The organism is Winogradskyella undariae (assembly GCF_013285155.1).
GTDB classification, from domain to species: Bacteria; Bacteroidota; Bacteroidia; order Flavobacteriales; family Flavobacteriaceae; genus Winogradskyella; species Winogradskyella undariae.
In genome coordinates this window covers 223,182-244,858 of sequence record NZ_JABTEL010000003.1, presented here as the reverse complement: position 1 = coordinate 244,858, position 21,677 = coordinate 223,182, and the positions used below count along the sequence as shown (strand labels likewise).

The window sequence follows — 21,677 nt, the reverse complement described above, 5'->3', positions numbered from 1 at the left end:
AATTAACTATTTAACATCCAACTATATTCCGTATCCAGTAAATAATTCTTTACTAGCTCTGGATCCTTGATTTCATCGAAGATATTTTTATGCGCAATTTTTTTTTGTTGAATACTTACTTCATCAAATAATTGTACTCCAAGATATTCACAAATTAAACCATATGAAACAGTTGGATCTTTTTCAATATGATCTTCATAAAATAATTCTAAGTAATCTAATCCTTTAGACTTTATTAAATTTTCAATGTGTTGGTATTGATTTTCAAAACGTTTAAAAACCTCTAATAAATCACCTTTGAAGTCACCATACGTAACTTTTTCTGGGTTAAAATTAATTTTATTTATTTTTAATTTGTCTTCATTTTTAAAATGAAATTGTTTGTTTTCAATTCCTCTTGCAATAGAAAACACTTGTTTAAAATAGTTTCTTCTTTTTAGAATCACAAACTTTTTAAATCCCAATTTCACCAATTTATCTAAATATAATTCAAAGTCCATATTTAAAAAATCTTTCCCCAAATGAGCTTCGTTAATAGCTTTAGTTTCAAAACCATAAAACACCTCTTTAGTTCTAGAATATCGATTAATCAAAATTTGGAACATATCACTTTCATACTTTACATCAAAAGGTTTTTTCTTACCTAACTTAATAATCTGAAATAACTCATTATCCCATTTTATGTTTTTATTCTGATTTAAAAGTTCACTAACAACAGTACTACCACATCTCCCAAAATGAAACATTGCCACCCCTTTTGGTTTAGATTTACAATTTCGATAAAAAGATTGTATTATTTTATATTTTAGTTTCTTTATCATTGTATAAATTTATTTAAAACAAAGCCAAACCATGATTTAATCTAAAATAGTTTTCAATAATTCCTGCCCTGGATGATTCGAATATTTATTTGTGGCCACCTCAAAAGCAACCTTACCCATAGTTTCCCAACTTTTAAAATTATTAAAAGCGGTTTCTAAAGTGACCTTTAGCTCATTTACATTTGGGGTTTTAGAGATAAAACCATTAATATTATGTTCTATCCATTCTGAATGACCTGCGACATCTGTAACTACACAAGTTCTACCACACAACATAGCCTCAACAACTACTAAAGGCATCCCTTCATAATGTGATGATAAAACTAATAACTGATTATCTTTCCAAATACTTCTTACATCCTTTTCATATCCTGAAAATATAATTTGTGCTTCTAAATCAAGATATTTAGTTAACTGTTTTAGATAGAATTCATCTTCACCAGTACCATAAAATGTTAACTGAAAATTAAATTTACTTTTTAATTTAGATAAGGCTCTTAATAAAATGTCATGCCCTTTTTGTGCACATTGTAACCTGCCTACAGTTGCTAATTTCATTATTGTAGTTACGGGAAATGGTATTTTTTCAACTTTAGTTAAATTAACAGGGTTTAAAACTACTTTGCTATTTTTTAAACTTTTAGCTAAAAGAATATCTGCCATCTCTTTATTACGTTCACTAACAAATAAGACTTTTTTTGCATTTTGATAAATTTTGTTAGCTAGCAAAAACTTATCCTCTGGAATTGCTCCATATTCCCTATTCTGATGAGATAAAATTATATATGGAATTGAGTTTTGCAGTAATAAATTATATAAGTCAGGAAAATGTAAAATACTGGTAAAAGCGCCTTCATTAATGAAGAGAATGTCTGGATTACGATCAATTATATCTTCAAAATTATTAATCCTTTTATTTTCTGAAGCTTTATTCATCAATTTCCCTAAACCACGTTGCCAAACACTTGGGTATATCGTTCTGTTATTACGAGTTAAGATTTCTACACCATATTTTTCTTGTAGTATTTTTAATTTTTCAGGTAATTCATCCCACAATTTATAAGAGACTAATACTTCATGATTAGATTCTACTGCTTGAATAGCCATATTATACCACAATTCCTCACTTCCTCCCCAAGGATAGCCTTCCATTATTGAAATAATTCCAATTTTCATATTACTCTAACCAATTTTGAATATTAAAATCTTTACTAACATGATATCTCTCGTTATATATATCTCCAACAACTTCTTCCTTTCTATAAGCTGTAATTTGTACTGCTGAAGATATATGTTTTAGTTTCTTAGCTGTAAATAATACTTTTTTATCGTATGGTAAGTTATCGAATTCTTCCATTAATTCTAAAGTCATTCGATCTCGATCTGTACAGGCTATGAAAATATTATCCCAATGAATTCGTTTAGCTCTTCTTTCCCATTTAGATCGAGCCTCTTCTTCTGTTTTGTAATGTAAAAAATGAATTTCAATTTTATTATCTAATATGCCTATGGGATAAGCATATTTTTCAGTTCTAAAAAGATTGGCTTCCTTGTATTTAGATGTATTCTTAAATGATAAAGGGCATTCCATATAATATTTTAGTTTATTCAAAAATTCTATATAATCTTCTGCATAAAAAAAAAGCCCTATGGTGGGCGATTGATAAGGTATATTTAAATCTTCATAAACAGATCCTCCCCAACAGTTAGCAGAAATTATAGTAAAGTTATCTACCTTAAAATCATCTATATAATTTTTATGTTCCTCTTTTAATTTCGCGATTTTTTTAGCTTCTTGTTGTTTTTTATAATGATAATATCTGAATCTAATAGATTTTAAAAGCCTCATATTATATTTTTATTTTAGTAATAAACCAATCCTATAATTTAAACGATCTTTAGTACCTCCGTACTTTAACGAGTCCAATAAAGCTTTTAATTTATCAAAGAAGTTTTTACTGTTTTTTATTTTAAAGACATAAAAATCTATAACTAACCGCCTATAACCATCAGTAGTTTTTTTAGGTATTTTGATACCCCGCTTTAATCTACGTTGTAAAGCTTCATAAAAAACAATAAAATAATCTTCTTTAGCTAACCGCTTATTAGGTCCTGTAGAAATTCCGTCTTTACCATCTGTTCTTAAATACCGGTATAAATACAACGGTTTCTCTAAAAATATAAGATCACCTTGCTCTTCCAATTTGAAATACAAATCTTGGTCTACTGCACGTTTTAAATTTTTTCGGATTCCCTTGGTCTTTAAATATGCTTCACGTTTAAAAGTAGCAAAGTGATTTACTAATGGTGAACCAAATAACGAGTCTAAATACGACGCACCTTGAGGTATAGCTCCAATCAGATCATTAATTTTAACAATCTCTAAATCTTCATTACAAAGGTAACTCTGAGAGTAAATTAAACTAGCATTAGGGTTCTTACGGTGTAATAACAACAGATCTTCAAGTGCCGTTTTTGTAAGCTTATCATCACCATCTAAAAACCCACAGACACTACCTGTTGCTAATTCAACACACCGCGCTTTAGTAAAACCGCAACCCATATTTTTAGTATTGGTATAGCATGTTATCCTTTTATCTGTATTCTCAGCATTGAAAGAGTCAAATCCACCATCAGTAGAACAATCGTCTACAATAATAATCTCCCAATTATCATGTGTTTGTTCCTTAACACTTTGAACAGCATCTTTTAGGTAATCCCCATTGTTATAATTTGCTATTAGTATAGAAAATAACATTTTTTAAGCTTTTACTTTATTAAAAAAATTCTTTCGATTAAGACCTAATCTATTATTAGGTGAACACAGCTATATCCTCGTGCAGAAATGAAAAATAAAATTAATGAATGAAATACATCATCTTAAATAACATCAATTCCTTTTAAAATTCTATAAGATTGATGCTAGGAAAAGAAATAATACAATTTTGATTTCTAATAGTTAGCCTTCTTTTATATTTATGAATTATCAATTATATCTTGAATTATACTTATATGTTTTTCTATATTAAAATTTGATTCAATTCTTTTTCTCGCTTTAGTCCCCATTTGTTTAGCCAACTGTGGATTGTCTAATAATTTAATCATGTATTCTGCCATAGAATGATAATCATGCTCATTTACTAAAAATCCAGTTTCTCCATGTATTACTACATCAGGAATTCCGGCATGAATTGTAGATATGACTGGCAAATTAGCAGCTCCAGATTCTAAGACAGCTAAAGGTGTTCCTTCCATATCTCCATTTTTAGCTGTAATTGAATGCTGAACAAAAGCTATAGAATTTTCAAATAAATTAGATAAATCTTCAGGAGAAATTGCTCCTGGTAAATTTACAGAGTCATTTAACCCCAAGGCATTAATTAAATTGTTACAAACATCGAATAGTTCCCCATCTCCTGCAATAGTCAATTTTGCAGAAGGATGTTTTTTAAGAACTTCATTGAAAGCTAAAATAGTATAATAAGGGGCTTTTTTATCTGTGAATCTCCCTACAGCGATAAAATGATTAGATATTTTATTTTGAACTCTTTCAAAAAATATTGGATTTGGACCATAGTGATTTAAAATTAATTTGTCTTCCGGACACCCTAATTTTAAAAGTTGATTATACATAACTTTTGAAACAGCAATTATTTTTGTCGCATTAAAAAACATGTAGTTATACTCACGCTTATATTTACTTAAAACACTATAAACGGAAGCATCGAAACCATGAAAATGAGTAATTAACTTTATATTTAATTTAGCACAAATAGGAGCCAATTTAGCACCCGTAATTCCGTATTCGGCCAATACAACATCTATTTTTTTATGCTTTAAATAATACTCCAAAAAAACTACATTGTCTAACTTGTTGCCTATTTTTCTTTCATAAATAAAACTAGGTAGTAGTCTGTATAACTTGTTTCTGTAATTATGGGTATAATAATATTTTAGTAAAGCCCCCTCTTTTTCCGATTCTTTTGGCACAAAATCATCATATAAATACTCAACCTTACCTTGTAACATCTTCCTATGCATTTGAATAAAAGTTTCAGAATATGCATTTTTATTCGGAGAAATTATAACAATTTTTTTATTATGTAAGTTCATTAAATTGCTTATTAATTTCAATTACTGCTTTTTTATTTTTTTTGGTTAACAAATAATTTTCATTTTTAAAATTATTCATTAAACCTGCTTTAAATATGGTAGAAAACTTTACCTTATTTAGATTAAACCCCCATTCAGTTAATTTTTGGAAAACAAGTTCATCTGCATCGATTAGTTTATTGTAATTAACGAATACCACATTCTCATTACCCCTTAAACGTTTCAATATCTGTATATTATACTCAACCCAAACAGCAACATAATGGTTATAATCTTTAATATATTCTCTTTTTTTCGGTCGATTACAAATATAGTTTAACAGAAAATTTCTGCCCTTACGCATAACCGGTATTTTTTGTTGCCTTTTCATTAATGAATTAACAACACTAGTCACGTCTCTATAAACAACTAAAAATTTTGGGTTATCAATAATCTCTAAATAATATTTTAAAAAAAGACATGTTCTTGGCTCTTTCCAACCCCATTGTTCTCTTTTTAAACTTTTCTCACTAATAATACCTCGAATTTCATCTAGATGATCATCTTTCAAAATAATATTATCTATTTTATCTAAACTCTCATGCCCCGATGGATCTGAATTAATTTCATTTAAAACCTTTTTATGAAAGTTTAAAAAATCTAAATCTTCATAGTAGCCTTTAATATTATATTGACTAGCCGCATGCAACTCGTCACCTAAATTTAAACCGCAAGCATTAATCCATTGGGATACTAAAGAGGTCCCCGATCTATGCATTCCTACAATTAATAGTATATTATTTTTCATCTAAAACTTCCCACTTATGATCTATAATAACACCTTGTTTTACTATTGGGATACGTCCAGTTCCAAAATAATCCCCTGATTCTACTTTAAACAAAAAACAACTTTCTAATTCATCAAAAAGTACCTTATCAATCTGATCTCTAGCTCTCAAACTTAGAGTATATTCTCCAGGAAGTAAAGGTATGTTTTCAAAAATACAGTTGGCTACTATTTCATTATTTATATTTTGAAATAAATCAGCACTATGAAAATTATTTAGAGTTGACACAATATTTCCAAAACCATCAATTATTTGAATTCTTATTTCTAAATTATTTACGACTTGTAAAGATTCTAATTTTAAAGAAAATATAGTATAACCTCCCAAAATAGCATTAGTAATTTCTAATCCCTCCTTATTTAAAAGCTTAATTTCAGAAAACACCAATTTAGAATTACCTGCTCTTTGTTTAATATCTTTTAAACTTGAATGATTTTCTTTAATGTCTTTTCTTAAATAATAATTTATTGAATCATCTACATCTCCACTAAAAACAGTTGTTCCATTTTGCATAACCAACCCCCTATTACACAGGGCCTTAACAGATGCCATATTATGACTCACAAACAAAACAGTTCGTTTCCCTCCTTTTGAGACATCTTTCATTTTTTCAATAGCTTTTTTCTGAAATTCGGCATCACCTACGGCTAAAACCTCATCTACTATAAGTATTTCAGGCTCTAAATGAGCAGCTACAGCAAACGCTAACCGCACATACATACCTGAAGAATAACGCTTAACAGGCGTATCTATATAACGTTCACAGCCTGCAAACTCAACAATTTCATCAAACTTAGAACGAATTTCTTGTTTATTCATTCCCATGATAGCACCATTAAGAAACACATTCTCACGTCCTGTTAATTCGGGGTGAAATCCTGTACCCACCTCTAATAAAGATGCTATACGTCCGCGAGCTTTAATACTTCCTGTTGTTGGTCTGGTTACACGACTTAATAATTTTAATAATGTTGATTTCCCTGCGCCATTCTTTCCTATAATACCAAGAACATCTCCTGGTTTTACTTCAAAATTGATATCTTTTAAAGCCCACACATAATCAGACTCGCCTTTATTAGCTCTATCATTAGCTTCTCCAATTTCTAAGTAAGGATCTTCCTTACCTCTAACGGTATGCCACCAACGATTTAAATCGTGAGCAAAGGAGCCTGTCCCTACAGTACCTAAACGATACTGTTTACTTAAGTTTTCTATTTTTATAGCTGGTTTCATCTTAAATATTTATCTCAAATTATTAAACAGTATCCATGAAGCTTTTTTCCACACGGTTAAATACAATTACACCAACAGTCATTAAAAATAACATTATCAATGTACTGTAACCTAAGTACCCCCAACTAAATGTCCCCGTACCTGTAAAAGCATATCTAAACGCTTCTATAATTGGTGTCATTGGGTTTGCTAAAATAAACTTCTGATATTGCGAATCAACAAATGATAGCGGATAAATAACAACAGTACCATACATCATTAATTGAACTGCAAAAGTCAATAAAAATGTAAAATCACGATATTTTGTTGTTAAAGAAGAAATAATCATACCAGCACCTAAAGCCAAACCTGCCATCATAATGATTAAAAGAGGTACTGTTAGAATGTGTAAATTGGGTTGTAAAACAAAATCTATACTTCCATTAAAATAGTAATAAAACCAAATCACTAGAAATAAACAAAACTGAACACCAAACTTCAATAATTGAGATATAATTAAAGACAATGGAGTAATTAACCTTGGAAAATAAACTTTACCAAAAATACCTGCATTACTTCTAAACGTATTAGATGTTAAAGTTAAACTCCCTGAAAAATATTGCCACATTAAATTCCCTGAAAGATAGAACAACATTGGTGGCATACCATCAACGGGGATTTTAGCAACATTATTAAAAATAAGAAGTTGCATTATAGACGTTATAATAGGCTGAAGTATAAACCACAATGGCCCCAATACTGTTTGTTTATATACCGCTACAAAATCGCGACGAACAAATAAAGTCAACAAATCTCGGTACCGCCATACCTCTTTTAAATTAAGATCTAACAGCCTTGTTTTAGGCTCTATAACTAAGTCGTAATCTTCTGGTATTGTACTCATTTTTTATAATTGCAATTTGTATTTTAAAACAATAGTTTACAATAAGTTAATAATTGCAAACTTTTTTTACTTCACCAAAAACCAATGGTTCAATAAGGCTTCTCTATTATAGAGCATCGTTTGCTTCGTATCCCAATCGATAACGTCAAAACCAGCGTGTTCACAAATGGCTTGTCCGGCTGCCGTATCCCATTCCATGGTAGGGGCAAATCTAGGGTAGCAATCGGCGGTGCCTTCGGCTACCATACACAACTTTAAGGAACTGCCTTTTGATATTAAGTTCACAGCTCCATGTGTTTTGCGCAGCTCATTAACATAGTCTTCTGTTTCTGCAGACATATGCGAACGACTAGCCACAACAGTAAAAGTTTGATCTTCACGTTGCATCGGTAATTTTTGACTTTCCGCTATAAAATTACCAATGTTATAAGCATCAAGATTCACGGTGATTTTAAAAGCACCTAAATCAGTACTCGAAAAATAAAGCTCACCAGATACCGGGACAAAAACAACACCTAAAACTGTTTTCTGATTTTCTATTAAAGCAATATTAACGGTAAATTCACCATTACGCTTTATAAATTCTTTAGTCCCATCAATAGGATCTACAATCCATAACTGATGCCAATCTTTACGTTCGGAATAAGGTATTGCTTTACCTTCTTCAGATAACACTGGGATATTCGTTTGGTCTAAATAACGGACAATAACATGATGTGAAGCGATATCCGCTTTGGTTAAAGGTGAATCATCCCCTTTAAATTCCACACCAAAATCATCGGTATTGTATATCTCTAGAATAGACTTCCCTGCTTCTAAGGCAGCTTCTATGGCTATATGTAAAAGCTTTGGTAACACAGTATGTCCTTGATTCATTTTAGTCATTTATTTTTTTAGTTAAAGCCTGCTTTAAACGGTATAACATTTTTTGAATGCTATTAATATTATTTTTTAGTGTATCAGGAAATGCAACATAACCAATACGCTCAGCAATAATCAATTGAGTCTCAACCTCAGATAAAGATCCTGATGCAATATTCAAAAACCGAATAAAATCTTTTGTTGACCCTCGACTTGAACCCTCTGCAATATTTGAAGGTAATGAAACCGCCGCTCTTCTAAGCTGCGAAGTTAACCCATAATTCTCAGAAGAAGGAAAGTCTTTCGTTAAGCTATAGATTTCTTCTACTAAATCTAAACTTAGTTTATAAACCTCTAAATCTTTATGAGTCATATGCTAATATTTTAAAATTCCTATTCTAAAGATTCACCACTTCACCCCTTCACCACTTCACCAAATCACCATATCACCAAATCACCATATCACCATATCACCACCTCACCATCAAACAATCATCCCAGCACCAATAGTCTCATTAGTCTGCTCATCAATGATAATAATACTCCCAGTTTGACGGTTCTTTTTATAAGCATCAAAAAACAAAGGCTTCGCGGTTCTTATAGATAAGCGTGCAATATCATTCATTTCAACTTTATCAATACCTTCAATACGATGTAACGTATTAATATCTATTTTATATTTTAATTCCTTAACCATACCAACAGTTTCGTTTGTGGTATGCTTAATCACCACTTTAGTACGAGCATGAATAGGAGTACTACTCATCCATGACACTAAAACTTCAATATCTTGGCTAACTTCAGGAACATTATTTTCGCGTACAATCATATCGCCACGACTGTTATCAATTTCATCCTCTAGAGTCATGGTCACAGACATGGGCGCAAAAGCTTCGGCAATCTGTTCACCATTAAGCTCAATAGTCTTAATGGTCGTTACAAACCCTGAAGGCAGTGATTTTACTTTATCACCTGGTTTAAAAACCCCACCATCAATACGACCTGCAAAACCGCGATAATCTTGGTGTTCTATGGTGTGAGGACGAATGACAGATTGAATCGGGAAACGACAATCAACAAGGTTATGGTCACTAGAAATATGTACGGTTTCTAAATGGTACATTAGAGTACTACCATCGTACCAATCCATATGTTCAGATCGGTTAACGACGTTATCTCCATTTAAAGCTGAAATAGGAATAAACTGAATATCTTTTATATCTAATTTTGAAGAAAAAGCCTTAAAGTCTGCCACAATCTTAGTGTACACCTCTTCGCTATAATCGACTAAATCCATTTTATTTACACAAACAATAGCATGCGGTATACGTAATAAGGAAGCGATAAAAGCATGACGATGCGTTTGCTCTAACATCCCCTTACGGGCGTCAACTAAGATAATAGCTAAGTTAGCGGTTGATGCGCCAGTGACCATATTACGCGTATACTGAATATGACCTGGAGTATCTGCAATGATAAATTTACGCTTTGGTGTTGCAAAATAACGGTAAGCCACATCAATGGTAATCCCTTGCTCACGTTCGGACTTTAAACCATCAGTTAATAAGGATAAATCCACATAATCAAAACCTTTACTTTTACTAGAGGCCTCAACAGCATCTAATTGATCTTGAAAAATTGATTTACTATCGTAAAGTAAGCGCCCAATTAAGGTACTCTTTCCATCATCTACACTTCCTGCTGTTGTAAAACGTAATAATTCTATATCTTGATAATCCATTTTTTATGTCTTTATGGGCGTTAGGTCTATTATTGTTGACTTTAAGCCCTCTAATCTATTCTCTTTATTTTAATATACTGACACAGAGCAAACACGAAGTTAAACAGAGACAAAACAATTAACCTTATGAAAATAATGACGAGTTGACTAAGCGGTAATTAGCAGTCCTCAACCTTCCTTTTTTTATCAAGATTCTTTTCTCTATTGTCTCTTATCTATGGTCTATTTTCGTCGTTCTTTTCTCTATTCTCTATTCTCTTTTATCTATTCTCTAGACTCTAGACTCTAACCTCTAAAAATACCCCTGCTTCTTACGATCTTCCATAGCAGTTTCGGCACGTTTATCATCGGCACGACCACCACGTTCTGTGGTACGTGTTGTGGCTATTTCTTCGATAATTTTATCCAAATCATCGGCCGTAGATGCTACAGCACCAGTAATTGGCATATCGCCACATGTACGGTAACGAATAGTCATATTCACAACCTCTTCACCTTCTTTTAATTTTATAAATTCAGAATTCGCCAAAATCACACCATCTCTAACAACACAATCACGTTGATGAGAAAAGTATAAGGATGGTAAATCAATATTTTCTAATTTAATATATTCCCAAACGTCCATTTCTGTCCAGTTAGAAATTGGAAACACTCTAAAATGTTCGCCATAATTTTTACGTCCATTGAACAAATTCCAAAGTTCTGGGCGTTGATTTTTGGGATCCCATTGTCCAAACTCATCTCTATGAGAAAAGAAACGTTCTTTAGCACGTGCTTTTTCTTCATCACGTCTTGCACCTCCCATAGCCGCATCGACCTTATGAGCTTCAAGCGTATCTAAAAGCGAAACAATTTGAAGGGAGTTACGAGAAGCATCGGCTCCTGTTTCTTCTTTGGCACGGCCTTTATCAATAGCTTCTTGTACAGAACCAACAATAAGAGTGACCCCTAATTTTTCAACCAATGCATCTCTAAAAGCTATGGTTTCAGGGAAATTATGCCCCGTATCAATATGAATTAAGGGAAAAGGAATCTTTGCCGGAAAAAAGGCTTTCTTCGCTAAATGGGTTAATAAGATAGAATCTTTACCTCCTGAAAATAATAACACAGGATTTTCAAACTGAGCAGCGATCTCTCTAATAACAAAGATAGCTTCAGATTCTAATTCTCTTAAGTGATTTATAATATAATTGCTCATGCTTCAATTTTTAATTTTTCAATAATAACGTCTAATATACTCTTTACGGAGGTCTCAATGGGTTGATGATCTGTAATAATTTCAATATCGGCATGAATTGGGGCTTCGTAAGGTGCTGAAATCCCAGTCATGTTTTGTATTTCGCCGGCGCGTGCTTTTTTATAAAGTCCTTTTACATCCCTACGCTCACATTCTTCTAATGAGGTGTTCACGTAAATTTCTATAAAATTCTCAGCACCAACAATGGTCTTAATATTTGCTCTATCCTTAATATAGGGAGAAACAAAAGCAGCTAAAGTAACGACACCAGCGTTTACCATTAAGTTACCAACTTCTGCAATTCTTCTAATGTTTTCAGTACGATCTTCTGGCGCAAAACTGAGATCTTTATTAATACCATTTCTAATATTATCGCCATCTAATACGTAAGTACTAACGCCTAACCTGTTCAATTCAACCTCAACTAAATTGGCTATAGTGGATTTCCCTGAACCAGACAATCCTGTAAACCATAACAGATAAGATTTGTGCTTATGAAGGTGCTCACGATCTGCTTTGGTGACTTTATAATGATGTATAACGGTGTTGTCGCTCATAATTTTCTACGTTCTCTCAATTCTTGTAATCTTTTTTTTCTGACACGCTGATCTAATCCAAAATTAATACGGTACCAAATTTTTTCATGTCCAAAATACAACAGCATTTTAGTCACCACTTCGGCTCCCCCTATTTTCAAACCGGTTAATGGGTTTCCTGAAATAAGCCACCCAAGCAACATCGTATCAATGGTTCCTACACCACGCCAAGAAAATGTTTTGAGGATATGTCTTTGGTTTGAAGATTTAATTTTAGACTTAAACCACAGACGCTCATGACCGTAGTACAATAACATTTTTGTAATCAATTCTAAACCTCCAATTTTTAAACCAATGGTAATATCATCAGAAATAAACCAAGACAGCAAAAGCGTATCTAGAGTTCCTAGTATACGCCATGTAATGGTTTTTGCGATATGCCTTTTGCTTAATTTCAAACAATTACAATTTTACTTTTTTATAATCTTCCTGATGTAAATTAAACCATTCATAAGCGTTTTCAATTCCTGCTTGCAAAGAATATTGAGGTGCCCAACCTAAAGCTCTTAACTTAGAACTGTCCATCAGTTTTCGTGGTGTACCATCGGGCTTTGTACTATCCCAAACAATTTCACCGGTATGCCCAACAATACTTTGAATAGTTTCGGCTAAAGTTTTTATAGTAACGTCAGATCCGGTACCTACATTGTATAAATGCTCAGGTAATACATGTTCTACGGCAAATAAAACCGCTTGTGCTAAATCATCAACATGTAAAAACTCGCGCATGGGTGTACCACTACCCCAAAGCCCAACAGAATCATTTTCAGCTTTTGCCTCATGAAACTTACGAATCATAGCCGGCATAACATGAGAACTTTCTAAATCAAAATTATCATGAGGACCATATAAATTTGTTGGCATTAGACTTACAAAGTCCTTCCCAAATTGCTTTCTTATAGCTTCACAAGCTTTTACACCGGCGATTTTTGCGATAGCATACCACTCGTTAGTTGGCTCTAAACTATCAGTAAGCAAATAATCTTCCTTTAATGGTTGAGGCGCAAATTTAGGATAGATACAAGAACTACCTAAAAAGATAAATTTCTCGATATCTAACTTATGTGCTGCATCAATAAGGTTATTTTGGATCTGCAAATTCTCCATTAAAAATGGATAAGGATAGCTATTATTAGCTAAAATACCTCCTACTTTTGCTGCAGCATCAATGATAACGTTTGGTTTTTCTTCTGATATAAAATCTGTTACGGCCTGCTGATTTCTTAAATCGAGTTCTGCACTAGTTCTACCGATAAGGTTGTTATATCCCTTAGCTGTTAACGCTCTCCATATGGCAGAACCCACCATACCACGGTGACCTGCAATATATATTTTTGAAGTCTTAGTCATAGGATTACTCAAAATAATTCATGGTTTTATACCCGCCTTTTTCAAGATATTGTTGCTGCTTCATAAGTTTTATATCACTCTGCATCATATCTTTAATAAGGTCATTTAAATCATACTGACATACCCAACCTAATTTTTCTTTCGCTTTGGTAGCATCACCGATTAACAATTCAACCTCTGTAGGTCTAAAATAACGAGGATCTACAGCTAAAACTTCTTTACCTATTTCTAACTGATATTCAGGGTTGTTACATTTAGTAACATAAGCTTTTTCATGTTCGCCTTCGCCTTTAAATTCTAACTCCACACCGATCTCTGCAAAACTCATATGTACAAAATCACGTATTCTTGTCGTTTTACCAGTGGCAATCACCCAGTCTTCAGCTTCTTCAGCTTGAAGAATCATCCACATCATACGAACATAATCTTTAGCATGTCCCCAATCACGTTGCGCATCTAAATTACCTAAATAAAATTTATCTTGTAAGCCTAAGGCAATTCGAGATACGGCTCTTGTAATTTTACGAGTTACAAAAGTCTCGCCTCTAATTGGGGATTCATGATTAAATAAAATACCATTACAAGCATACATACCATAAGCCTCACGGTAATTCACGGTAATCCAATACGCATACATTTTTGCGACGGCATACGGTGAACGTGGGTAAAAAGGAGTGGTTTCTGATTGTGGCACTTCTTGTACTTTACCATACAACTCAGAAGTTGATGCTTGATAAATTCGGGTTTTTTGTTCTAAGCCTAATAAACGAACAGCATCTAAAATACGAAGCGTTCCTAAACCATCGGCATTCCCTGTATATTCTGGAACTTCAAAAGACACTGCAACATGACTCATGGCGGCTAAATTATAAATCTCATCAGGCTGAATTTCTTTTATTAAACGAATAAGATTCGTACTATCCGTCATATCGCCATAATGCAAAAAGAAATTTTTATGATCAACATGCGGATCTTGATACAAATGATCAATTCTATCAGTATTAAATAATGAAGAACGACGTTTTAGCCCATGGACCTCATAGCCTTTTTTCAATAAAAACTCACTTAAATAGGCTCCATCCTGGCCCGTAACTCCTGTTATAAATGCTACTTTACTCATAAAATCAAATTAAACCACTAAGGCCTATTAATTAAAATAAAAAAACAAATTTAAAATAATTGAATAACTATACTAGTGAATTTAAAGAATATAAAATCCAATATTTAGCTATTCCTAAGAAAACACAAGGCTACTGCTCTATCAATACAGTAAAATAAAAAACACCTTTTTTTCTTTTCACAAGAAAACACAAAACCCTTCAAATTTGTCATTCTGAGGTAACGAAGAATCTCTTAAATAAAAAAAAATGTAATTCCTGCAAAAGCAGGAATCCACTAAAACAAAATAATCCCTCCAATAAACGACCACATTTATTTTAGACCAAATCAACCCCCTCACCATCTCACCAATTCACCAATTCACCAATTCACCAATTCCCCCCTAAAGACACTCCATAGATACTCCATAGATACTCCGTACATACTCCGTACCCAGTCCGTAGTAATACAACAAAGAACCACCCACTTTGTCATTCCTGCAAAAGCAGGAATCATCTCACCACCTCACCAATTCACCACCTCACCCCTTCACCACCTCACCACCTCACCCCCTCACCACCTCACCCAAATATTTATGTAAGATAATTAACACAACTACAACCAATTGATAATAAAACACTTAAAAAAATAACATTAACTTATTTTATATATATATATTTGTACATTAATAATGAATGTATTTTATAAAACATGACATTAGTCATATAAAAACAAATTAAATAACCTTTAATACAGCAGTGTTCTTTTTTCCCCAGAAAAATTCACAATGCTTTCTTGCCTTTTATAATTTTCACCCCAAATAAATACCTACTATGAAAAACCTTTACCCCTTATTAATTGCATTATGCTTGAGTTACACTAGCTTTGCTCAAACCACTGCAGATGCATGGATAAATGAAATACATTACGATAACTCTGGATCTGACATAGCAGAAGGTGTAGAAATTGTTATTGCTGATATCACAAACTACCCTTTAGATAATTGGTCTATTGTTTTATACAATGGAAGTAATGGAGAATCCTACGGTACAATAAACTACAGCGAACTATCCACAGTAACAAGTAGTGTTTCTGGTTTTACAATAGGATGGGAAGCTAAATCAGATATTCAAAACGGTGCTCCAGATGGTTTAGCTCTCGTTTACAATGGAACTACAGTCGTACAATTCCTTTCTTACGAAGGTATTATTACAGCCACAGATGGAGCTGCTACAGGATTAACTTCCATTGACATAGGTGTACAAGAAACAAATACGAATGAAACACCGGCTGGAACATCGCTACAATTAATAGATACAGGACTTCAATATTCACATTTCTCATGGCAACCTGATGTAACTGCTACGGCAGGTACTATAAACACAGGGCAAACGTTTCAACTTCCTTGCTATCCTTTACTCCAAGCATCAGACTATAACACTACTACACCTATTGGAACAACAACAGCGACTTTAAATTGGACTATAGGAGATGGAGATAATGTTTTAGTGGTGGTAAAAGAAGGGGCTGACGTTGACACAGATCCTACATCAGGAGCAAGCTATACAGGTAATACCATTTTCTCATCAGGAGATGAAATAGGAACAGAAAATTACGTCGTATATAGCGGCGCTTCTGCTTCATCGGTAAGCATAACGGGATTAAGCGAAGCGACAACATACCATGTAGCTATTTATGAGTATAACACTACAGACACTTGTTATAACCTTCGTGAATTAACAGGTAGTTTTACAACAAACTGTACAACACCTACAAATGTTTCAGCTCTAAGTGCCATAGGTGGTGACACCACAATTGATTTAAATTGGACCAATGGAACCTGTTTTGACGAAATTCTCATAGTCGCAAAAGCACTCACTGCGGTTACGGTAACACCAACAGGAGATGGTTCTGCCTACGCTGCAAATGCCTCTTTTGGAGCTGGAACAGATTTAAGCTTAGGCTTAGGAGAATACGTAGTTTACAAAGGCACTGAGACTTCAATAACTGTAACAGGATTAACCAATAGCACTGTATATCATTTTAAAGTGTTTACACGCAAAGGTTCAACATGGAGCGCTGGTGTTAGTGCTAATACTACACCAGATTCAGTAGCCTGGTCTAACAGCATTATGATTACCGAAATAATGATAAACCCTACAGAATCCACTGATGTAAATGGCGAATATTTTGAAGTCTACAACACTACTGATACTCCTATAGACATGAATGGATGGATAATATTAGATACCCATACAGATAACCACACTATAAACACGAGCATCATTGTGCCAGCCTACGGCTTTGCTGTATTTGGACGAAATGCAACTACAACTGAAAACAGCAATGTAACCGTAAACTACCAATATAGTAATATTGCAATTTCAAATTTTGCTGATGAAATCATTCTACTAAATGCTAACGGCACAGGTATTGATCGCGTAGATTATGGAACAGATGCAACTTGGCCAGACCCTACCACAGGTGGGACTGCAATGATATATACAGGTAGCGATATAGAAGATAATAATGAGGGCTCACTTTGGACTTTTGCGACAGTGTCTGAAGGTATTGATGTAGATTTCGGATCTCCGGGTAGTAATGGTACTGACCAGATTGTATCCTATTTAGTATTTGTAAATGACGCATGGAATACAACACCATCTGCTTTAACATCAACAAGAACTGGGCTCATTAAAAGTAATGAAAACACAAGTTTCACTTTAACGAGCTCCTATCTTTTAGACGAACTCTATATTGAAGAAGGTGCTAGTCTAACGATTGATGAAAATGCTACACTAAAATTAAATAAATTAATCTTAGAGTCAACCTCAAACTCTTATTCGAGTTTAATATTAGATGGATTACTATTAGACCTTGATGGCTTCTTGTTAAGCAATATAGCATATAAACGTTTCGTAAACTCTAATGATTTAGGAAACGACCTAATATCAACACCGCTATTTGGTCAAACTTGGTCAGATTTTTTAAGCTCAGGTACCAATGCTGATGATTTATTCGACAATGGCGCAACAGCACCAACAACTTATGCATTTGCACCTTTTGACAAAGCAGCCGATGATTATGTCAACTACAACTCAGACACTTCGTTAACCATAGAAAGTGGAAAAGGCTTCAGGGCTGCTACAGATAGTGGTACAACATTAACCTTTACAGGTAGTGTTTTAAATACCGATGTTACAATGAATATTGAATACACTGGAGCAGTTCACCCCGACTGGAATTTAATAGGAAACCCATATCCTTCATATATGAACATAGATAACTTTTTAAACTATGAAATTAGTGGAGGAATAAAAAACATAGATCTTTTAGAAGATGCTTCAGGAGTCTATGGTTATGATGGAGATGCAGCTGATGGGTACAATATTATCACCTTAGCGAATTCAGCAGGTCAATTAATGACTCCTGGGCAAGGTTTTCTAATTGCTGCAGATCTTAATTATGTTGCTAGTCATGATATTACATTTACGCCAAGTATGAGAACTACGGGAAACTCGGATGACTTCATACTAGGTCGTAATGCAAATCCATTAACCTTTTTAAAGCTTAATGCTAGCACCAGCAACAAGTCTTACAGAACTGAGTTTTATTTTAACGCAAATTCTACTCAAGGCTTAGATCCTGGCTACGATGGTAAAGTTTTAGGAAATGTAGGTTCTAGTTTTGCATTATATTCGCATTTGGCTCAAGATAACACAGGAATGCCTATAGCACTTCAATCCTTAAACTCAACAGATTTAACCAATGTTACGATTCCTCTTGGCGTGAATACAAACCAAGGAGAACAATTAGTATTTAGCATTGCAGAGTCTACGCTACCAACTACTGTTAATGTGTACTTAGAAGATAACGTAGCTAACGTTTCTACTCTATTAAACACTAGCGATTATATAATAACACCTAGCTCTAATTTATTAGGTACAGGGAGATTCTACCTTAGAATAACAGAAGGAATATTATCTACGATAGACAATTCTTTAACAGAACTGAATATTTACACAAACAAAACCGAGAAAAAAGTTGTTATTTCAGGGCAATTATTAGAACAAACCACTGCAGCTATCTATGATATTCAAGGTCGTTTAGTGATGACATCTCAATTGGAAACAACTGAATATTCACAATCTATAGATACTCATTCTCTAAGCCAAGGAATTTACATTGTACAATTGCAGAATACAACACAAAAGAAAACACAAAAAATAATTATCCATTAACAAGAGAACACTATTGAACTCATTTTAATAACTTTACAATAATTGTAGATTATTAGAATGAGTTCATAATATTAGAAAAAGAAGAAAGATGACTTAATAACGATCTAGTTTTATATAAAAAACTAGAACACAATCTAAACCTTTTGATAATATCAGTATATTAACTAAATTATTTTATTATTTTTGAACCGAAAATCTAGGGCTAGAACCATGAAAAAAGAAAACAATACAGATAAAATCACACGTAAGGAAGCCATTTCAAAAATGGGTAAATATGCTGCATTAACAGCCGTAGGAACCTTTGTGATTTTAAACCCACTGAAAGCACAAACATCCTCTGCTCCAGATCCTGGAGGAGATCCTTTTTCTTAATAAGTTATACTTTCTATTTTGAATACAGCATTAGCACCGGTAGAACAACTACTTATAGGTGATTTTTGGGTATTGTGGTATGCCAAATCGAATACTTACAGCATTGTCACTACTGAATTTAAACTGCTCTTAGATGAATATTTAGTTTCTGAATCTAAAACTCAATTCTTAAATTCCCTTTGTTTTGAAGAGGATAAAGAACTTCAAAATAAAATTACAAAAAAGGTATTTAGCTACCTACAAAGCTGTAATAGCCCATACACCATACCTACAAATTTAAACTCAGCAAGCTTAGATAAAACAAAACGCTACATTTCAAAACAATACACGTTTAAAAACAAAACCGTTCAAGTTAACTACTGCTCAGAATTGGTTTTAAAAACCATCCACCCTTCAATTGCACATTACTGTAATATCTCAAAATCTAAAGTTGATGTATTTTTTGATGTTTACTTAAAAGAGAATCATCTACACCTTTTTAAAAATGAGGAATTAATTTCTTATGTTCCTAAAAAGGACTATCATTATATCCAAGGTAAATTTATCATGCAATTACTTTGTGAACTTCATAATAAAACCGAAGACGATTGGATAGGTTCGTTACATGGATCTACAATTACTGACGAAAAGAATTCAATACTATTTGTTGGAAAATCTGGCAAAGGAAAAAGTACTTTATGTGCTTTATTAGCTAATGCGGGTTTAAAACTTTTAGCAGATGACGTTTCACCTTTACATTCTAAAGATCAAAACATCTATTACAATCCATCTGCAATATCTATAAAACAAGGTACTTTTAAGTTACTTGAACCACTGGTTGAAAACTTTAAAAACTTGCCAATTGTCAATTTTAATAAAACAAAAGGGGATTTAAAATATCTACCAACAATTAAGCCTAAACAAAACAATTATCCTTGTCGTGCTATTATTTTAGTGAATTACAAGTCTGAATCTGAAACATTATTAGAACCGGTTTCAATAAAAACTATACTAGAAACAATTATTGAAGATTCATGGTTATCACCAAACCCAAAACATGCAGAACAATTTTTAAATTGGCTAAAAGACTTAGAACTTTATCAATTAACGTATAGCGATACAACCAGCGTAATTAAAGAAGTCTCAAATTTATTTAAAGAACTCTAAAATAATTTTTAATAGTTTACCTTAGTATCGAGATATTAATCTATGACTAATTCAGCGATAACAATTCACTATATTACAGATATTCTAAGTTTTAACTCTTCAACAAAAGCATTAGAAAAAACAATCAGCTCCCCAACTTTTAATTGGGATAACATCGTAATTGAAGGCAGCAAACACCTAGTTTTACCTGCTATTTATTGTCGGCTAAAAGCTAAAAAACTGCTCCACACCTTACCTACAGATTTAGTGGATTACTTAGAAGAAATCACCAACATTAATAGAGCTAGAAATACAAGAATATTAAACCAAGTTCATACCATAACTCAAGTTTTAAACACTCATAATATAGACCATGTTTTTTTAAAAGGCACAGCGCTATTAGCCTCAGATTGCTACGAAGATAATGGAGAACGCATGGTTGGGGATATTGATATTTTAATAGAAAAATCTAGAGTGCTTGATGCTTTAAACCTTCTAAAAAACTCAGGATACAACAGAACGTCGGGGTTTGCTTATGACAAAAAAGACTTTAGACACCTTGACCGTTTAATTAATGAGAATGAACTTGCCGCTATAGAATTACATACAGAGCTCTTAAACAAAAAGCATTGGTCCTTAATGGAAATGCCTTCTATTCTTAAGAAGAAAAGATTTTATAATAACATAGCGATTCCAGATAAGAAAGATTTAAGCACGCACCTTTTACTCAGTTGGCAGTTAAATGACCATGGTCACTATTACAATACAGCTAGTTTAAAATCAATTTATGACTTAATTGTCATAGAAACACACCAAGAGCAAGACAACATTAAAACTTTATTAAAATTGAAATATGGTCAATCGTATTTAGAATTGGCAAAGTATTATTTTGAAGAATTTGCTAGAATTCCTTCGAATAATTATATGCGATTTAGAAAGTTTTCTTTTAAAACTAAAGAATCTTTTAAGCTTATAAACACAATAAGTTACCTCTTTAAATATAGTACCTTTTTTATATCAGAACGCCTATATTTAATTTTGACAAATTACAGTTACACAAAACATATTCTAAAAAAAATCCGAAATAAGAATTAAGCTATTGGATTAACAAAAAAACAGACTCAGTTTATCTATATATTTCAATTAATAAAACAAAAATAAGAAGCTAATATTTATGAA

20 protein-coding genes are annotated in these 21,677 nt (G+C 32.8%); 4 read left to right on the top strand and 16 right to left on the bottom strand.

The genetic code is table 11. The features are described 5' to 3' along the window. Positions 1–2 precede the first annotated feature (2 nt). The 16 genes from HSX10_RS05540 to gmd form a co-directional block, all read right to left on the bottom strand. Positions 3–821, bottom strand: coding sequence for a hypothetical protein (locus tag HSX10_RS05540; RefSeq protein WP_173587210.1), 819 nt, complete (start codon positions 819–821; stop codon positions 3–5). 36 nt (positions 822–857) lie between these two features. After that, a complete protein-coding gene (locus HSX10_RS05535; protein ID WP_173587209.1) occupies positions 858–1,997 on the bottom strand; it encodes a glycosyltransferase in 1,140 nt (379 codons plus the stop codon). 1 nt (position 1,998) lies between these two features. Beyond that, a complete protein-coding gene (locus HSX10_RS05530) occupies positions 1,999–2,670 on the bottom strand; it encodes a DUF1919 domain-containing protein (protein ID WP_173587208.1) in 672 nt (223 codons plus the stop codon). A 9-nt stretch (positions 2,671–2,679) separates the two neighbouring features. Further along, positions 2,680–3,579, bottom strand: coding sequence for a glycosyltransferase (locus HSX10_RS05525; RefSeq protein WP_173587207.1), 900 nt, complete (start codon positions 3,577–3,579; stop codon positions 2,680–2,682). Positions 3,580–3,797: 218 nt separating this feature from the next. After that, complete coding sequence (locus HSX10_RS05520; RefSeq protein WP_173587206.1) at positions 3,798–4,850, bottom strand: glycosyltransferase; 1,053 nt, start codon at positions 4,848–4,850, stop codon at positions 3,798–3,800. A 70-nt stretch (positions 4,851–4,920) separates the two neighbouring features. Continuing rightward, on the bottom strand, positions 4,921–5,721 hold the full coding sequence (locus HSX10_RS05515; RefSeq protein WP_173587205.1) for a sulfotransferase: 801 nt from the start codon (positions 5,719–5,721) through the stop codon (positions 4,921–4,923). Next, positions 5,711–6,994: an ABC transporter ATP-binding protein gene (locus HSX10_RS05510; RefSeq protein ID WP_173587204.1), complete on the bottom strand. Its 1,284-nt coding sequence runs from the start codon at positions 6,992–6,994 to the stop codon at positions 5,711–5,713. The genes HSX10_RS05515 and HSX10_RS05510 overlap by 11 nt, the downstream gene beginning before the upstream one ends. A gap of 22 nt (positions 6,995–7,016) precedes the next feature. Beyond that, entirely contained in the window at positions 7,017–7,877 is an 861-nt protein-coding gene (locus HSX10_RS05505) for an ABC transporter permease (protein ID WP_173587203.1), read from the bottom strand. A gap of 66 nt (positions 7,878–7,943) precedes the next feature. Next, positions 7,944–8,753 carry a 3'(2'),5'-bisphosphate nucleotidase CysQ gene (gene cysQ / locus HSX10_RS05500; RefSeq protein ID WP_173587202.1) on the bottom strand — a complete coding sequence of 270 codons (810 nt, stop codon included), beginning with the start codon at positions 8,751–8,753 and terminating at the stop codon, positions 7,944–7,946. A gap of 1 nt (position 8,754) precedes the next feature. Further along, positions 8,755–9,111 carry a four helix bundle protein gene (locus HSX10_RS05495; RefSeq protein ID WP_173587201.1) on the bottom strand — a complete coding sequence of 119 codons (357 nt, stop codon included), beginning with the start codon at positions 9,109–9,111 and terminating at the stop codon, positions 8,755–8,757. Positions 9,112–9,222: 111 nt separating this feature from the next. Further along, complete coding sequence (locus HSX10_RS05490) at positions 9,223–10,479, bottom strand: sulfate adenylyltransferase subunit 1 (RefSeq protein WP_173587200.1); 1,257 nt, start codon at positions 10,477–10,479, stop codon at positions 9,223–9,225. A 292-nt stretch (positions 10,480–10,771) separates the two neighbouring features. Further along, the gene (cysD, locus tag HSX10_RS05485) at positions 10,772–11,677 is read right to left on the bottom strand and encodes a sulfate adenylyltransferase subunit CysD (RefSeq protein WP_173587199.1); all 906 of its coding nucleotides are present in this window, start codon (positions 11,675–11,677) and stop codon (positions 10,772–10,774) included. Then, a complete protein-coding gene (cysC, locus tag HSX10_RS05480) occupies positions 11,674–12,273 on the bottom strand; it encodes an adenylyl-sulfate kinase (RefSeq protein WP_173587198.1) in 600 nt (199 codons plus the stop codon). The genes cysD and cysC overlap by 4 nt, the downstream gene beginning before the upstream one ends. Continuing rightward, complete coding sequence (locus HSX10_RS05475; protein WP_173587197.1) at positions 12,270–12,710, bottom strand: DUF2061 domain-containing protein; 441 nt, start codon at positions 12,708–12,710, stop codon at positions 12,270–12,272. Before HSX10_RS05475 ends, cysC begins: the two co-directional genes overlap by 4 nt. A gap of 4 nt (positions 12,711–12,714) precedes the next feature. Beyond that, on the bottom strand, positions 12,715–13,662 hold the full coding sequence (locus tag HSX10_RS05470; protein WP_173587405.1) for a GDP-L-fucose synthase family protein: 948 nt from the start codon (positions 13,660–13,662) through the stop codon (positions 12,715–12,717). 4 nt (positions 13,663–13,666) lie between these two features. Further along, positions 13,667–14,782 carry a GDP-mannose 4,6-dehydratase gene (gene gmd / locus HSX10_RS05465; protein WP_173587196.1) on the bottom strand — a complete coding sequence of 372 codons (1,116 nt, stop codon included), beginning with the start codon at positions 14,780–14,782 and terminating at the stop codon, positions 13,667–13,669. An 811-nt stretch (positions 14,783–15,593) separates the two neighbouring features. Here gmd and HSX10_RS05460 point away from each other — a divergent pair. From HSX10_RS05460 to HSX10_RS05445, 4 genes are all read left to right on the top strand, one after another. Beyond that, positions 15,594–19,001: a T9SS type A sorting domain-containing protein gene (locus tag HSX10_RS05460; protein ID WP_173587195.1), complete on the top strand. Its 3,408-nt coding sequence runs from the start codon at positions 15,594–15,596 to the stop codon at positions 18,999–19,001. Between the two features lie 210 nt (positions 19,002–19,211). Beyond that, positions 19,212–19,373 carry a hypothetical protein gene (locus HSX10_RS05455; protein WP_173587194.1) on the top strand — a complete coding sequence of 54 codons (162 nt, stop codon included), beginning with the start codon at positions 19,212–19,214 and terminating at the stop codon, positions 19,371–19,373. 18 nt (positions 19,374–19,391) lie between these two features. Beyond that, on the top strand, positions 19,392–20,519 hold the full coding sequence (locus tag HSX10_RS05450; protein WP_173587193.1) for a hypothetical protein: 1,128 nt from the start codon (positions 19,392–19,394) through the stop codon (positions 20,517–20,519). A gap of 42 nt (positions 20,520–20,561) precedes the next feature. Then, positions 20,562–21,593 carry a nucleotidyltransferase family protein gene (locus tag HSX10_RS05445; protein ID WP_173587192.1) on the top strand — a complete coding sequence of 344 codons (1,032 nt, stop codon included), beginning with the start codon at positions 20,562–20,564 and terminating at the stop codon, positions 21,591–21,593. The last annotated feature ends 84 nt before the right edge of the window (positions 21,594–21,677 follow it).

What these genes read in the sequence shown, in the direction of transcription:
- HSX10_RS05520 (WP_173587206.1), bottom strand. Translation starts at nt 4,850, where the DNA reads ATGTTACAAGGTAAGGTTGAGTATTTATATGATGATTTTGTGCCAAAA.
- HSX10_RS05495 (WP_173587201.1), bottom strand. Translation starts at nt 9,111, where the DNA reads ATGACTCATAAAGATTTAGAGGTTTATAAACTAAGTTTAGATTTAGTA.
- gmd (WP_173587196.1), bottom strand. Translation starts at nt 14,782, where the DNA reads ATGAGTAAAGTAGCATTTATAACAGGAGTTACGGGCCAGGATGGAGCC.
- HSX10_RS05460 (WP_173587195.1), top strand. Translation starts at nt 15,594, where the DNA reads ATGAAAAACCTTTACCCCTTATTAATTGCATTATGCTTGAGTTACACT.
- cysC (WP_173587198.1), bottom strand. Translation starts at nt 12,273, where the DNA reads ATGAGCGACAACACCGTTATACATCATTATAAAGTCACCAAAGCAGAT.
- HSX10_RS05530 (WP_173587208.1), bottom strand. Translation starts at nt 2,670, where the DNA reads ATGAGGCTTTTAAAATCTATTAGATTCAGATATTATCATTATAAAAAA.
- cysQ (WP_173587202.1), bottom strand. Translation starts at nt 8,753, where the DNA reads ATGAATCAAGGACATACTGTGTTACCAAAGCTTTTACATATAGCCATA.
- HSX10_RS05490 (WP_173587200.1), bottom strand. Translation starts at nt 10,479, where the DNA reads ATGGATTATCAAGATATAGAATTATTACGTTTTACAACAGCAGGAAGT.
- HSX10_RS05515 (WP_173587205.1), bottom strand. Translation starts at nt 5,721, where the DNA reads ATGAAAAATAATATACTATTAATTGTAGGAATGCATAGATCGGGGACC.
- HSX10_RS05525 (WP_173587207.1), bottom strand. Translation starts at nt 3,579, where the DNA reads ATGTTATTTTCTATACTAATAGCAAATTATAACAATGGGGATTACCTA.
- HSX10_RS05470 (WP_173587405.1), bottom strand. Translation starts at nt 13,662, where the DNA reads ATGACTAAGACTTCAAAAATATATATTGCAGGTCACCGTGGTATGGTG.
- HSX10_RS05540 (WP_173587210.1), bottom strand. Translation starts at nt 821, where the DNA reads ATGATAAAGAAACTAAAATATAAAATAATACAATCTTTTTATCGAAAT.
- HSX10_RS05535 (WP_173587209.1), bottom strand. Translation starts at nt 1,997, where the DNA reads ATGAAAATTGGAATTATTTCAATAATGGAAGGCTATCCTTGGGGAGGA.
- HSX10_RS05445 (WP_173587192.1), top strand. Translation starts at nt 20,562, where the DNA reads ATGACTAATTCAGCGATAACAATTCACTATATTACAGATATTCTAAGT.
- HSX10_RS05505 (WP_173587203.1), bottom strand. Translation starts at nt 7,877, where the DNA reads ATGAGTACAATACCAGAAGATTACGACTTAGTTATAGAGCCTAAAACA.
- cysD (WP_173587199.1), bottom strand. Translation starts at nt 11,677, where the DNA reads ATGAGCAATTATATTATAAATCACTTAAGAGAATTAGAATCTGAAGCT.
- HSX10_RS05455 (WP_173587194.1), top strand. Translation starts at nt 19,212, where the DNA reads ATGAAAAAAGAAAACAATACAGATAAAATCACACGTAAGGAAGCCATT.
- HSX10_RS05510 (WP_173587204.1), bottom strand. Translation starts at nt 6,994, where the DNA reads ATGAAACCAGCTATAAAAATAGAAAACTTAAGTAAACAGTATCGTTTA.